Annotated in this window: 6 protein-coding genes; 4 read left to right on the forward strand and 2 right to left on the reverse strand. The window is 45.7% G+C overall.

The window, feature by feature from the left end; genetic code table 11:
* Window positions 1-9: 9 nt before the first annotated feature.
* The 4 genes from AC0L7T_RS22180 to AC0L7T_RS22195 all read left to right on the forward strand — a co-directional run bounded on the left by AC0L7T_RS22180 (window position 10) and on the right by AC0L7T_RS22195 (window position 10,503).
* Entirely contained in the window at window positions 10-2,403 is a 2,394-nt protein-coding gene (locus AC0L7T_RS22180; RefSeq protein ID WP_473338503.1) for a tetratricopeptide repeat protein, read from the forward strand.
* A 288-nt stretch (window positions 2,404-2,691) separates the two neighbouring features.
* A complete protein-coding gene (locus AC0L7T_RS22185) occupies window positions 2,692-3,111 on the forward strand; it encodes a hypothetical protein (RefSeq protein ID WP_473338505.1) in 420 nt (139 codons plus the stop codon).
* 281 nt (window positions 3,112-3,392) lie between these two features.
* The gene (locus AC0L7T_RS22190; RefSeq protein WP_473338507.1) at window positions 3,393-7,667 is read left to right on the forward strand and encodes a tetratricopeptide repeat protein; all 4,275 of its coding nucleotides are present in this window, start codon (window positions 3,393-3,395) and stop codon (window positions 7,665-7,667) included.
* Window positions 7,668-7,692: 25 nt separating this feature from the next.
* Entirely contained in the window at window positions 7,693-10,503 is a 2,811-nt protein-coding gene (locus AC0L7T_RS22195; protein WP_473338508.1) for a CHAT domain-containing protein, read from the forward strand.
* Window positions 10,504-10,679: 176 nt separating this feature from the next.
* On the opposite strand, the gene AC0L7T_RS22200 is transcribed toward AC0L7T_RS22195, so the two are convergent.
* Together AC0L7T_RS22200 and AC0L7T_RS22205 are read right to left on the reverse strand one after the other, a co-directional pair.
* Window positions 10,680-12,851, reverse strand: a complete 2,172-nt coding sequence (locus AC0L7T_RS22200; protein ID WP_473338510.1) for a caspase family protein — start codon at window positions 12,849-12,851, stop codon at window positions 10,680-10,682.
* A 1,950-nt stretch (window positions 12,852-14,801) separates the two neighbouring features.
* Window positions 14,802-15,800, reverse strand: a complete 999-nt coding sequence (locus AC0L7T_RS22205; protein WP_473338511.1) for a carboxypeptidase regulatory-like domain-containing protein — start codon at window positions 15,798-15,800, stop codon at window positions 14,802-14,804.
* Window positions 15,801-16,258 lie beyond the last annotated feature (458 nt).

The following is a 16,258-nucleotide window of genomic DNA, read 5'->3' on the forward strand; positions in this document are numbered from 1 at the left end:
ACTTAATGCATGATGAAAAAACTGTTTTTTATAATGTTTTGCTTGGGTGTAGTCTTCGGTACATTTACTCAGTGTTCAAACGATATTTGGAAACTATTTGAGCTAAATCAAAAAATTGATAATCTTAATGAACTAGGTCGATATACCGAAGCTATAAAATATGCAAAAAAAGAAACAAGAATTACCAAAAAAGAATTCGGAGAAACCACAGGTAACTATGCCATATCACTGAACAACCTAGCCTCTCTGTACTTTAAAATGGGTCGGTATGCAAAGGCAGAGTTGTTGTTTAAGCAGGGCATGGAAATCAGCAAAGCGATACACGGCGTAAACCACCTCGACTATGCCTACTTCCTGAACAACATAGCCAATTTGTACATGGCCATCGGTCGGTACACAGAGTCAAAGCTTATGGTAACACAGGCCATCGGAATCAGAAAAATACAACTAGGCGAAAACCACCCCGACTATGCCGAATCTCTGAATACCTTAGCCACCCTTTATAGTTATCTAGGCCATTTCACCGAGGCAGAACCGCTATACTCCCAGGCTATGGACATCGTAAAAGTTCAACTCGGCGAAGACAGTCGGTCCTTTGCCTGGTCCCTGATTTTCATGGCATATCATAATGAAATAATGGGCCGTTACACCGAGGCAGAACCGCTGTACTTGCAGGCCGTAGAAATCCTGAAAGAGAAACTTGGGGAAGCCCATCCCGAATATGCCTACTCCTTAATTTATTTAGGGGCATTATATACTATAATGGGGCGTTTTATTGAAGCAGAAAAATACCTTAAAGAAGGTGTGTTGATCCATAAAAACAAATTAGGGGAATCACACCCTGATAATGGAATGTTCTATACCAAACTTGCTGAACTCTATACCAAAACCAACCGCTTTTCAATAGCCCAAACCAAATTGACACAAGCCAAAGAAATAATCGCATCATCATTAGGTAGCAACCATCCCTCTTTCTTCAACGTCCTTTTTCAGCAAGCCAAACTATATAGGGAACTAAAACATTTTATCGAAGCAAAAATCCTTTTTGAACAAGTTTTAGCTAGCATAAAAGCTATACATAGTAATAAACATCCCAATAATGCCATTGTCTTGGGCGAACTCGCCAAGCTTTATGCTTTAGACAATCAAAAAACGCAGGCAGCAAAATATTATAATGAAGCCAATTTAATTTTGAAGGATCTCGTTGGTGAAACCCATCCCAGATACTTACAAAATCTTGGAGAATTAGCCAAACTATATCAAGAATCTTTCCAATACGATAAAGCAGCCATTTTCTATAAGGAAATACAGCGCATATCCGAGGAGATACTAAAAAGCGGCGAAACAAACCGCGAGCAGGTGCCCCGCAATTTGCAAGCATCGGGCGAAGCCTCGCTCAAAGCAGCCGATACACGACCGTTTATTGGTATTTTTTCCCCTGACCCGCTTCAACGCAATGAACGGGGCGTCAACCGGCTTAACACCGCCAATTTTACCATCAAAGGCTATGCCACTGCTGCCTATGGCATCAAAAAGTTGCAGGTAAACGGGCAGGAGGTTCCCATTTTCCCAGATGGGGTCTGGCAATACCCGGTTCAACTGGCCAAGGGCGAGAACCAGGTGCTTATCAAGGCTGTGGCGCATTCAGGTGATGAAACACGCGATACCCTGCTCCTGAACTACGAAAACGAACAGGTAAGCCGCTCAGAAGCCCCCCGGCGCTTTCTATTGACCATCGGTATCAATGACTACAACTACGAAAGCTGGGAGCAGCTCAATATGCCCGTAAAAGATGCCCGCGATCTGCTCGGTGCACTGGTAAACAAATACGGCATTACCGATGTAGATACTCTTTTCAATCAGTCAGCGTCCTTTGCCAATGTAAAAGACCGACTGAAGCACCTAATCGGTGCCACGCGGCCGCAGGATGAGGTCATTATTTTTTTTGCCGGACACGGTGAGTATGACGAAAATTTTGATGAGGATGGCAAATGGATTTTAGCCAATGGTCGCCTGGGCAATGCCAGCCTAGCTGCAGTAATCGAAAAAATGGAAGCAAAACATGTACTGGTGCTGGCCGATGCTTGTTTCTCGGGTTCGTTTTACCTGAAGCGTGGCGAAGGGCATGAAGCAGCCGAAGCACGCAATCAGCGGAGATCCCGTTGGGTAGTTGCCAGCGGAAGTCTGGAAACCGTGTTCGACCAGATGCCCGGCAAACAAAACAGCCCTTTCGCCTGGCACCTGATTGATTTCCTCCAGCGGGCAACAGGAGATGTAACTCTTTCTGCACTTCGCGATCACCTGGAAACCGAAGTACCGAAATACACCGATCAGCAACCTATCGCAGGCCCATTAAAAGGTGATAAGGGAGGAGAATTAATCCTGAGACAATTATCAAACTAACGGTACCGATTCTTTACTAATCAAGCTCCAGTACTGAACCTTACCCATGTTGGGTTAGTTTTTCTATTCCACTTTTGCTCATTTAGGACTGGTGATCAAAAGACCCCTCGACTTTTGATTACCAGTCCTATTGCCTGTCTAAGGATTCAATTTTTGGATGATGCCCTACCTCTTAACTATAGCCTTTGAACGGTTCCATCCATTTTAGTCAAAAAAATCAGCCACAACCGTGTGAAGAGAGCTCTTTCCGGGATTACTGGTGAATGCAAACCAAAACCCGTAGAAATCATGAAAAAGTCAACCGTAACCTTCGCCTTTGTTCTTTTCCTATCTGTATTTATTACAGAGCTATCCTATGGCCAGGTATTGAAATTAAAGACCACCTCCCTTTCAATGAAAGTCAAGAATAACGACAACCGATGGAGCGACTGGTCCGATTGGGAAAGCACCTCTGTCCTGATCGTCTTCAAAGACAGCCGAATTACCATCTATTCAAAAGAAAAACAAGTATACGATGTCATAGAAAACGAAGGTAAAAAAACCGATAGCGATGGAGACGATGTATTGTCCTACTACTGTATCAACGAAGATGGTGCCAGGTGCCGTTTACGGCTTATCAGGCGAAACAGTCATAACGGTGAAACCCAGCTATACATCGATTTCAACGATATCAAATGGGTCTACAACCTTGAGTTACCGGAAACCTAAAATAACCGGAGGTGGCAAAGCAAAGGGCCCACTTGCTTTGCTACATTTTTTCCAGCTGTGAAAATCTACCCTCACCCGATTCCGATGGATTGGCAGTGAATATAGCAGGTTGTTCAGCCAGATACAGTGTGAATTGGTATTCCCAAAGAATAATAGGACAAGTTACTTTTCTGTTTACAGCCAAGAAACTAAGTTTAAAAAAATACTACTATTTGATTAGGAAGGCCTTGAATGACACGTCAAAAGTTTCTAAATTAGATACTTAGCAACCCTAACCTTACATGTACCGATTCCATCTTTTACTTCTTTTCACTGTATTATCTACCAATGCCCTCCAAGCCCAAACCCCGCTCCTCGATGCCATCAAAGCCAAGGACCTGCCCACCGTGCAGCATTTAGTAAAAGAAGGCGCAGATGTAAACGCCTTGGATGAAAACGGTGCGACCACGTTGATGTGGGCGGCTTACCAGTCCGATTTGGAAATGGTGAAATGGCTGGTGGAAAACGCCGCGGATCCTTTCCTGAAAAAGGGAGTGATTTACCTCAATAAAGAAAAGACCGCTTACTACGGCAACCTGACGGGCATAGCCGCAGGGGAAGGCAAGCTGGAGATGCTCCGCTACCTGATCGAAGATCTAGGGATCGATGTAGATGACAAGGAATACAACCCCGAAACAGGCCAGGAAGACGGGTGGACAGCCGCGCAATGGGCAGATAGTAGGGCAAAAGGTGAGGTGATGGCCTATTTGGAGAAAAGTGCAGATATTTCTTTTTTGTCTGACACCCTTCGGAGGGCCAATGATGATATAATCAATGTAGCTACCTTCCATGCTGCCTCAGCTTATAAAGCTACTATACTACTACTTGAAAAACATATCGGATTGCTCAAGGAAACAATTGGTAAAACCGATACCTCAACCTATGCTAAGTTCCTTTATTTTTTAGCAAACTCCTATGAAAAATCAGGCAAATACAACAAGGCTGAGCAATACTATTTGAATCTCACCTCCCTTTGGAAGTCATTCGTGGGCCCACACCACTATAGCTATGCCATCTTTCTCAACAATCTTGCTCTTCTTTACGGAAGTATGGGCCGTTACGCCGAGGCAGAGACGCTGTACCTGAAGGCCTTAGATATAGAAAAAGCGCAACTAGGTGAAGAACACCCATCCTTTGCCACCTCCCTGAACAACTTAGCCGGGCTATATGAAAGCATGGGCCGATACAACGAGACAGAGCCACTATATAAGCAGGCCTTGGAAATCACGAAGACACAACTGGGAGAAAAACACCCGAATTATGCAAGCTCCCTAAACAACCTGGCCTCGCTGTATTATATTATGGGCCGGTACGATGAGGCGGAACCACTGTATATAAAGACCATTGAAAATAGGAAAACACAACTCGGAGAACAACACCCTGACTATGTTACTTCTCTGAACGACTTGGCAATGCTATACACTAGTATGGGTCGTTATAGGGATGCTGAGCCGTTATTACTGAAGGCCATAGAAGTTGATATAGAACAACTCGGTGAAGACCACCCCGATTATGCCACCTCCCTGAACAACCTGGCAGTGCTATATCAAAGCATGGGGCGTTACACCGAGGCAGAGACGCTTTACCTACAGGCAATGGAAATTAGTAAAGCGGAACTAGGAGAAAACCACCCCGACTATGCCACCTCCCTAAACAATCTGGCAGCTCTTTACCAAAGAATGGGACGGTACGTTGAGGCAGAACAGCTTTATACGCAAGCCCTGAAAATCAGAAAAGTACAACTCGGTGAAGAACACCCCTACTATGCTACTTCTTTGAACAACTTGGCACTGCTTTACCAAAGTATAGGCCGGTACGCTGAGACAGAGACGCTCATGCTCTCTGCCATGAGAATTCTTAAAGAGCAACTTGGGGAAAAACACCATGAATATGCGACCTCCCTGAATAACCTAGCGGGGTTGTATCATCTAATGAGTCGGTATATAGAGGCAGAGCCCCTTTACAAACAGGCCATGGGAATTTTTAAAATACAACTTGGCGAAAATCTTCCTTCCTACGCCCTATCCATGAACAATCTAGCAGCACTATATGAAAGGAGGGGCCTGTACGAAGTGGCTGAGACACTCATGCTTAAGGTCATGAATAACCTTAAAACGCAACTTGGAGAAGAACACCCCGAAGTTGCCAAATCCCTAAACAATCTGGCAGCTCTTTATCAAAGAATGGGACGGTACGTTGAGGCAGAACAGCTTTATACGCAAGCCCTGAAAATCAGGAAAGCACAACTGGGCGAAGATCACCCCGACTATGCACAAAGCCTGAACAACTTGGCTGGTTTACACCACCTCAAGGGTCGGTATATAGAAGCTGTTCCGCTTTATAAACAAGCCTTCGAGATCATAAAAGTGCAACTGGGTGAAAACCACCCAGAATATGCAAAATGCCTAAACAACCTTGCCGCCCTATATGAAAACATTGGTCGATACGCCGAAGCAGAGCCGCTCATGCTCAAGGCCACTGAAATTTTTAAATCTCAACTCGGTCAAGATCACCCCGACTATGCTCAAAACCTGAACAATCTGGCCGCCCTGTATCAAAGTATGGATCTGTATACCGATGCAGAGCCATTGTACAACCAGGCTATTAAAATCATAAAAACACAACTAGGCGAAGATCACCCCGACTATGCCCAAAACCTGAACAACCTGGCAACGCTATATGAAAGCATGAGCCGGTACGACCAGGCAGAATCGCTGTATTTGCAGGGCCAACAGGTGTACCTCCACCAACTTCGGACCGTTTTCCAAAGCCTTTCCGAGAAGGAAATGGAACAGTTCCTCAACACCTTCAGCAATAGTTTTGAATACTTCCACTCCTTCGCCCTAAAGCGGCAAAGGGGCAACCCCGCCATTATTTCCCACCAATACGACAACACCATTTTGCTAAAAGGACTGCTGCTACAAAGTAGTTCGCAAATTCGGGAGCGCATCCTCGCCAGCGGGGATACGACTGCCAATCGCTTGTTTGGGGATTGGCAAGCACTCAAACGGCAATGGCTCAGGCAGTCGGAAATACCCAAAAGCGAATGGGCAAAAGGTGGCATCGCCCCCGAGACCACACTGGCAGAAGCCAATACCCTGGAAAAGGAGCTTTCCCGTCTTTCGGAGGCATTTGCCGAGGTCACAGACACAGTGCGCACTACCTGGGAGGATATACAACAAGAGCTTAAGCAGGGCGAGGCCGCCATCGAGATGGTGCGGTTCAGGTTTTTTGCAGATTCTGTTCTAAAAGGTAGTGGTTGGGCTGGTTCGATTTACTATGCCGCCCTTATCATATCGCCCGAAATGGAAGATCATCCCCACCTCGTACTGCTTAACAACGGCACCGAACTGGAAGAGCGGGGCGCGCACAGCTACCAGTCCGCTTTTGCCGCGCGAGGGGCAAGCCGGGTTGCGGGTGGCGACAATCCCATCCCAGCCGATTCGCTCTATAACTACTTCTGGCAACCCATCCAGGAAGCACTCGATTCCCTGGGCGGAGCAGAGAAAGTCTACCTCTCCGCCGATGGGGTGTACCATACCCTTAACCTGCAGACCCTTAAGAACCCCGAAACTGGCAAGTATCTCCTAGAAACCCTCGACATCGAACGGGTCGGTTCTACCAGGGACCTGGTTAAAAAGAGAAAACAGCGTTACAACAACAATAACGCTGTACTGACAGGCTATCCGACATACCCCGCTTCCCCTGAAGCCGTGGCCTCCGCACTAGAGCGTTACCAACAGGGGCAGGCAGCACCTGTACACACGGCTTCTCGAAGTAGCAGCAACTACGGTACCTACCAGACCTATCGCGCCATCAACGCTAACGGAAACAGTATCAGCCCCCTCCCCGGCACCCTGGCCGAGGTAGAGCAGTTGGCCTCCATCTTTGACAGGGTGGGCATAACCACAAGTGCCCTCTTGGAGAATGCCGCTTCTGAGGATGTCCTCAAAAAAGTGAAAAGCCCTCGTATCCTTCATATCGCCACCCACGGGTTCTTCGAGCCGGAGAGCGAACAGCAAGCTGAAGACCTCAACAGGAAGATGCTTAGGAGCGGACTGGGACAGGAAACCGTCACTGAGAACCCCTATTTGCGCTGCGGCCTTTACCTGGCCGGAGCGGAGACCACACTCAAGAATCGCGGTAATCCGGACTTTCAGCGTCCAGCGGGGCAGGAGGATGGCATCCTCACGGCCTACGAGGCCACCCTGCTTGACCTGCGGGGCACCGAACTGGTCGTGCTTTCCGCTTGTGAGACAGGACTCGGGGTCACCAAAAACGGAGAAGGTGTCTACGGACTACAGCGCGCCTTTCAGGTAGCCGGGGCCGAAACCGTTATCTTCTCCCTCTGGAAGGTCGCCGACGAGCAAACCCAGGAGATGATGGGCCTGTTTTACCAAAACTGGCTAAAAAAAGGCTTGGACAAGCGCCAGGCCTTCAAGTCCGCTCAGCAATCCTTCAAGGAAAAATACGAGGATCCCTACTATTGGGGGGCCTTTGTGATGATTGGGGGCTGATATTTACAAATTTAAAACTTAATGCATGATGAAAAAACTTCTAATTTTGATAGTTACCTTCGGTTTAGTCAGCGGTTCCCAGGCACAGTCACCGGACAATGATTGGGAATCCCTCAACCAAAAAGTATTGGGACTCTACGGTCAGGGGCGTTATGAAGAAGCCATTGTATACGCGGAAAAAGCAGTGTTAGTTGTAAAAAAGGAATTGGGCGAAAACAACCCCGACTATGCAACCTCCTTGAACAACCTGGCGATGCTATATGTAAGAATTCGCCGATACGTCAAGGCTGAAAGGCTCATGTTCATGGCCACCGGAATCAGGAAAACCCGATTCGGAGAAAACCACCCTTCCTACGCAAGTTCCCTGAGCAACCTAGCAGGACTGTTCAAAAGAATGGGGCGTTACGCAAAGGCAGAGCCGCTTTACATACAGGTTTTGGAAATCAGAAAAACGCAACTCGGCGAAAATCACCCCGACTATGCAACCTCCCTGAGCAATCTGGCAGTAATGTATGAAAGCGTGGGCCAGTACGCCAATGCAGAGCCGCTTATGGTCAAGGCTAATGGAATCTATAAAACGCAATTCGGCGAAAACCACCCCGACTATGCAACCTCCCTGCACAACTTAGGAGTGCTTTACACAAACATGGGGCGGTACGCCAATGCAGAGCCGCTTATGCTCAAGGCTAAGGGAATCTATAAAACGCAAATGGGCGAGGGCCACCCTTCTTATGCCACCTCCATTAACAATCTGGCAGTCCTATACAATAGCATGGGCCGGAACGACGAGGCCGAGCCGCTGTATGCCCAGGGCCTGAAAATCAGAAAAAGGAAACTCGGCAAAGACCATCCCTCCTATGCCGCCTCCCTGAACAACTTAGCAAATCATTACAATGATATTGGCCGTTATGCCAAGGCAAAGCGGCTGTACTTGCAGGGCATGAAAATCATGAAGGCGCAAATGGATGGACACCACCCCGACTATGCCAGCTCCCTGAACAACATGGCAGTGTTGCACCATACAATAGGCCAGTATGCCCAGGCAGAACCGCTCCTGCTGCAGGGCCAACAGATAGACCTCCACCAACTTCGGATAGTTTTCCCCACTCTTTCCGAGAAGGAGAAAGAGCAGTTCCTTAATACTTTAAATTTCAATTTTGAATTTTTCCATTCCTTCGCCCTGAAGCGACAACGGAGCAACCCCGCCATCACCGCAAATCAGTACGACATTGCCCTGTTGCTAAAAGGGCTGCTGCTGCAAAGTAGCGTACAAATGCGGGAGCGCATCCTTGCCAGCGGGGATACCACCGCCATCCGCCTATTCGGGGACTGGCAAATGCTCAAACGGCAGTGGCTCAAGCAATCGAATATCCCCAAAAGTGAACGGGAAAAGGCAGGCATCTCCCCCGAGGCCACACTGGCAAAAGTCAATACCCTGGAAAAAAAGCTTTCAAACCGTTCGGAGATATTTGCAGAGGCAACAGACACCGTGCGTACCACTTGGAGTGAGGTGCAACAAGGACTCCAGAACGGAGAAGCAGCCATCGAATTGGTCAAATTCCGGTGGCACGATAAATATTGGACAGATACTATTCATTACTCCGCCCTTATAGTTACGCCCGAAACGAAAGGTCATCCCCACCTTGTTGTACTGAAGAACGGAAATGAACTGGAAGAGCGAGGAGCACAAAGTTACCAGTTTGCTTTTGCCACGCGGGGGGTGAGCCGGGTGGCGGGAGGCGATAAGCCCATTCCCGCCGATTCGCTCTATGCCTATTTCTGGCAGCCCATACAGAAAGCGCTCGATTCCCTGGGAGGAACCAAAAAAGTTTACCTCTCCGCTGATGGGGTGTACCATACCCTTAACCTGCAGACCCTAAAAAATCCCGAAACGGGCCGATACCTCCTGGAAACACTCGATATCCAGCGGGTCGGATCTACCAGGGACCTGGTCAAAAAGAAACAGCAGCGCCCAATCAACAATAGCGCCGTATTAGCAGGCTATCCGAGATACCCCGCTTCCCCCGAAGCCGTGGCCTCCGCACTAGAGCGTTACCAACAGGGGCAGGCAGCACCTGTACACACGGCTTCTCGAAGTAGCAGCAACTATGGAACCTACCAGACCTACCGCGCCATCGACGCCAACAGGAGCGACATCAGTCCCCTGCCTGGCACCCTGGCCGAGGTAGAGCAATTGGCTTCCATCCTCGATGGGAAGGGCATTCTTACACAAGCCCTGTTGGAGAATGCCGCTTCCGAGGATGTCCTGAAAAAAGTGAAAAGCCCCCGGATCCTTCATATCGCCACCCACGGGTTCTTCGAACCGGAGAGCGAACAAAAAGCCAAAGACCTCAACAGGGAGATGCTGATGAGCGGATTGGGACAGGAAACCGTCACCGAGAACCCCTATTTGCGCTGCGGTCTATACCTTGCCGGAGCGGAGACCACGCTTAAGAACCGTGGCAATCCGGACTTCCAGCGCCCCGAAGGACAGGAAGACGGCATCCTCACAGCCTACGAGGCCACCCTGCTTGACTTGCGGGGCACCGAACTGGTAGTGCTCTCCGCCTGCGAGACAGGGCTGGGTGTCACCAAAAACGGGGAGGGTGTCTACGGCCTGCAGCGCGCCTTTCAGGTAGCTGGGGCAGAAACGGTTATCTTCTCCCTCTGGAAGGTCGCCGACGAGCAGACTCAGGATTTGATGGGGCTGTTCTACAGGAACTGGCTAGAAAAAGGAATGGGTAAAAGGGAAGCCTTCAAAGCCGCTCAGCAAACCATCAAAGAGAATTACGAAGATCCTTACTTCTGGGGAGCCTTTGTGATGATCGGGGGTTGAAATCCATGACACATAATTCCTCTTTAGGCTGAGCCCACTGATTGGTAAAGTATTTTAAGATTATAATATATTCCTTTTGAAAAAGTATTGGGCCATAGCCTAGTTGTTTTCCTCTAAATCACTAAGCCGGATTTATTCCGGAAATCAGTGTTTACCATAACACCCAAAAACTTTCATTATTTCGCCTTCTCAATCTTGAAAACAAGGTTCTCTATATGGCCGGAGGAAGGAGGGACATTGGCGGTTGTCGTACTTCTCTTATTTTCGCCCTTTTCGGCTTTATAGCTATTCATTAAAAGTTCTTCTAGAGGATGAATCACTCCCTTAATACCCGCAACCTCTCCTCTGGCAATACTGCCACCTCGATGAGTTATAATAGGACCCAGATTAATGGGTTCCTCAGTGGCTATTAGCTTAAAAACTTCTACCCCGTAAGGTTTACCTATTACGAAAATATCGCCAAGTTCTAATGTATCTTTCGCAGCAATAACATATTCCTCAGCAGATTCAATTTCACTTGGTAGGAGCAGATTTACTATATTATCCGGTTGAATATCAAGCAACGAAATATAGGCTTTTTTACGCCCCTCATTTATAAACTTAATTTTAAAATGATCTCCCTCATTTAACACCAATATTCCATCACTTCCAATCTTATCTTCTATTGGTACCCTAGACTTTTCTATCACCACTGGGCCAATCTCTTCTACTTCAATAGGAATTATTTCCAACCTAACTTTTATATCCTTTTGCACCATGGCCAAATTTCGTAAGTAGGCTGTTTGTGCATACGAAATTACAGTTTGAATAACTTCCCTAGCAATAGCTTGTTGGTTTTGATCGTCCACAATGCTGTCGTATAAAATGTAATCTTGGGCACTGATCATTTGCAAAGCATTTGCGCCACGACTTCTAGTAAAGTCATTGTTCATCTCAACCAGCAAATCCGGGTCAGAAGCTACCACCTCAATCAATGGCACCTTATCCAATTCAGCCTGAAGGGCATCTTGAAACCCGAGATTATTACGCAAATCTAACTGTAGCTTCACTTTCATTTTACCAAAATTCTTTTCACTGATAAACACCCAGCTATTTCTCAGGTCATTTTCACTCATTTCCTCATCTAATTCGATAAAACTTCTCTGAAAATAGGATTTGAAAACTACCCCACTTGCTTTAGGAGCCACAGCACTTGTATCTGCCACGTCAATATCGTAGAGTACTACCCGGGAGCCTTCGAAGATGGAATGCAACTGCCCTCCATCGATAGCGAAATTTTTGTTTTTAAACCCTGAAACCACCGAATAATAATCGAGTCTGGGTATTGCCTTTCCTCCCAGAATCTTGCGGTTAATATCTCCTTCAATCTGTGGTGTCTGCTTAGGAGCCATAGAACTCATATCCAGCATTACTCTATCAAACAATCCCCGGTAAGAAGCATCCGCATCCAGGGTGCTTAAGGTTTTACTAAATGCCAGGGACAAAGAACCGAACCAGTTACCATTTTCATCTTGAAATTCGTAATTTTTCTCATTAGCGCTGGATGCACTGATCACTACCATCGGGCTAAGACCAACGGCAGTTTTCGTCTCATGCCATCCATCGGTCTCTTCACCCACAATAGGGGTATAAGATGGAGGTTCGATTTTTACATTGGTACCCCTTGTCTTTCCCAGGCCACGAGTAGCCGTACCGGAATAGCAGGCATCCAGTACAACAATAAGGTCACCAGAGGGCCCTAATCTTTGACGGACCTCTTCAAAGAGAAGTCTCAGTTCATCATCCCTCAGGTGCTTACTTCCATGGTAAGCGGCCTCTGAATATACCATTGGAGCGTCGTAAGGTACCAGAGCTTCATCATAGCCATCAATTTCATCCCCGTTGTCATCAAATACCTGCTGACCATGTCCGGAATAGTGAAATACCATGACGGCTCCGGGCTTTGCGTTAGCTATGAGATGTTCACGAACTGCATCCTTTATACCCTCTTTGGTTGCTTCCCTGTCACGGATTACGCTCACATTGTTAACGGTATCAAACCCCTGTATTGAAAGCGCAGCATTGATTAATGGCACATCATTTTTAGAACTTGTATTAACCCATCCGGTAGATGGCTCGTATTCGCCCACTGCTACAATCAAGGCAAACTTATCTGAATCTATCTCATGGACTGTATTTTGGGTTGGTGCATTTTGTTTATTCAGGGAATCTCGCTTTTGATTGTCATAATCCTCGGCTAAAAGAACGGGGTTACCCTGGGGTTTTGTAGAAATAATTTTGGGAGCCTCTGAAGAAGTTTTTGCACAACTTAGGCTTAGGATGATGATAAGTAAGCTGAGTCTTTTCAAGGAAGTCGAATTTAGCGTTTTTAAATACCCATTAGTGAAAAAAGGGTGGCACACGTTTTAAATCTTTTTGTTAAAGTTTCTTCGAAGTTGGGTAAGATTATTTTCTGATATAATGGTATCCATAACATCTAGGTTAGGTACTACTGACCTACCTGCAAGCTTGAGAACTGCACCGGTGACCATCATGAGTAAAGGAAGTATTTATAAAGAAGGAATACGATCAACAAAATACAAGTTTCAAACAACAATTAGCACTGTATAAATAAAACTAAATAACTAACAAAAAACAAGTTAACTCAAAAAAAATGAACAAATTAGTTCAGCCCTTAAGGAATTGAAAAGTCTCTTAATTCATAGGTTTCCTTAGCTTCGTGAAGAGCTCTCGTTAGTTTATTAGTAAAGCCCCAGAGATCCAAAAAGTCAGGTAATCTTACTAAATAAATGGCTTGGAAGTAGAAATCGATATGTTGTACCTTCCAGATTTACAATATTAGCCTGGGGTAACAGCCCGCCTCAAATTGGTCTTTTAAAAGATGATTAGGAGGATAAAGAGAAATTCATCCGGCTCGGAATCCCAAAGTAAAGCATCAACTATACCCAAGCTTTCAAACCTGTCTTACATCCTTCTAATTGTAAGTCAAATACCAGCAACATATCCATTGTCACTTTAAACTGGTTTACAATCATTTAGAATTGATAAATTATCATTAAACTATAGACCTATACCAGTATTCTCTTCAATAATGATGTAAAAGGTGAAGCTGCCAGAGTTCCGGAGAATATCATGCGAATCCTTAGCCCTAAAGATAATACTAAGTTCCAGGCATATCTGCTTAGAGGGGTTGTAACAAGCTTGAGGATGACCATACCTGTTCCAGATATAGTTTGTTTAAGGTGGCTTTTTTTAATTGAGTTTGACCAAATGACTAATTTAACAAATTCATAGGGATCCACTGTCAACCAACCAATAAACAGGTATGAAGATAAACTCGACTATGGACTCAAAAAAATATTGAGGGGGCTATCGCTACCAGATGCGTTACTATTCTATGTCCTGTAAAATTATCTGGCAACAAGGATAAGATGAGCAGAAATCAGAAGATTTTTTCCAGGAAAGCTTATTAATACTTTTTGAAGATATTCAAAAAATAAATTTTCAACTCAAATGCAAAGTGAGTTCCTTTCTGTACGCTATCTGTCTGAACTTGTCACTCGATGAGAATCGCAATAAGGCAGAATGCCAAAAGCCAACTTTCCGAACAATGAATATGCTGAAAAGAACGTCTATGAGATAGAAAAAATATTTGGGTGTATGAGGTTCTACCCCCCATTAAAGAGATTTTGGAGGAGATTTGAGCGATAGGCCCTTCCTGTTGCCATATTATTATACTAAGTTTTTTTAATGAAGTTGAAATTAGTCAATTTATGAAGAAAATGGGAGATCCAAACTAGAACGCTACCCGACAGGATAAGAACCGCTGTATGAACAGATAAAAAATACCTTTAAACAAAAGTGATAATTAACAAAGGCAATACTGAGCGGATTGACCAGCAACTGCAGGCCGAACTTAGATGAACTGTAGCTATTTTATGCCCCTAACCTATAGCAGTATTTTTTACAGCTTCAAGATAATACTTTTCCACTTGAAGAAACGGATAACATTACTCACTTACTCCGGAGTAAAGCAGAAAATTTCTTTCTAGATGTTTTTCTGCTTCACAATTAAGGGCATTGGTCAGGAAAAATCATTCGAAGAACTTAGTAGTTAACCTGCTTTAACCTGTTAAAGCAGGTTAACTATCTGTTACTGGTCATCGCAGTTGGTTCATTTTTTAAGCAGGCATCCCAGTAGACCTGTATTCTGTCTTCTTCCCGCACATTTTCCAGCCGGGGGCTGACAATATGACGCAAACGCTTTCCTGAGAGTAAACACAGTAATGGTCTTGGAATTAAAAAATACCCAAATCCTTAAATGCTGGTTTGCCCGCCAAACGGAACACATTTCCATCTTCCGAAGAAGAGGCAGTCACGTAGACATCAATCGGTACAATTTCAATGTTGCTACCGGCAACTTCTATCTCAAACACCCTCCAGGTATTCCCGGGCGTTATGGCAGGAGGAGAGAAGGAAGCGATCAATCCGCCAGATCCATACACCTGTATCTCTGCCGGAGAGGTTGCGATGCCTTCACTACCACTCTGGGACCAATTAGAATAATTATGCACAGAGTAGCGATAAGTACCGGTTGTGAACTCGTTAATGGTGATCGTCTCAGGCCCAAAGCTAGAAACGTCGTCTACGTCCAGGTTTACCGCGGAAATGGGACGCTCGAAAGAGAAGTAACAGTGGAACCTGCCGCCCGAGGAAGGCCCAGTCAGGTGTGAATCCAGGTCATCGGGAATACGACCCCAGGTGAGGACGATCCTCAGTGCCCCTTCGCCGACTCCCGCTACTGCTGTGACAGGATTAAGCTCGTTTTCACCTTCCGTAACATCTACGTTTTCTACTACTTGTGGGAAAAACCCCTCATTTCGGACGACCTGTATAAAAACACCCACCGGTGCACCGTCAATGATATAGAAGCCTAATTCATCCGTGACAACGACCAAGTCTGCCTCCACGCGGGTAGTATCGCCATCTGCTGAGAAGGTAACTTCGGCACCTGAGAGCCCTTGGCCAGTCTGGGAGTTAATGATCTGTCCGCTGATCAGTGCGGTACCTCTGATGGTATCGCTACGTTCCATATGGTCTCCAGTTATGGAGATACTTGAACTGTAGTCTTCGTATCCCACGGCCGTGATGCGTAATTCGTAATCGCCGGTTAAGATGTTTGTCATTCTATAATTACCTTCCGCATCGGTAGTGGCCGAAAAAAGGGCTGTATTATCACCCAAACGCCATAGGGATACGGTAGCCCCAACTACACCAATATCCGTAGTATTAACCACGGCACCTTCCAAGATGAAGCCAGAAACATCGTCGTCATCCTTGCAGGAAACCAATACCAGAGAAAAGATGCTCAAGAACAGCACCATAAGCCGGTTACTTGTTCTTGAAAAGTTAATTTGTGTCATAGTGATATAGTTAAGAGTTTGATAATTGTTTCATACATTGATGGTGAAATCCTGATTTGTTACTGTAGTCGTTCATTTCTTTTATCGAACCATTAAAAATGGTTGATACCAAATTTGCTCAGAACTTGATCGTCTTCCCATTACTTACTGAATTTCTGCTACTTAAAATTTAATTTGTTGAACATTTGAAAATCATTATGCATTAACAGAATTGGCCCATCCCCAGCGCTCAGGCAGAGATTTAGGTAGAAATCTGCAGATATCGCAACTTGGCTCCCTAAAATCGGACCCATTTTATTTTTAACTGCTCCTACCTCCGGATCTGAGACTTT

It is taken from the genome of Cyclobacterium sp. 10D3-21, assembly GCF_055809755.1.

What these genes read in the sequence shown, in the direction of transcription:
- AC0L7T_RS22190 (WP_473338507.1), top strand. Translation starts at nt 3,393, where the DNA reads ATGTACCGATTCCATCTTTTACTTCTTTTCACTGTATTATCTACCAAT.
- AC0L7T_RS22180 (WP_473338503.1), top strand. Translation starts at nt 10, where the DNA reads ATGATGAAAAAACTGTTTTTTATAATGTTTTGCTTGGGTGTAGTCTTC.
- AC0L7T_RS22185 (WP_473338505.1), top strand. Translation starts at nt 2,692, where the DNA reads ATGAAAAAGTCAACCGTAACCTTCGCCTTTGTTCTTTTCCTATCTGTA.
- AC0L7T_RS22195 (WP_473338508.1), top strand. Translation starts at nt 7,693, where the DNA reads ATGATGAAAAAACTTCTAATTTTGATAGTTACCTTCGGTTTAGTCAGC.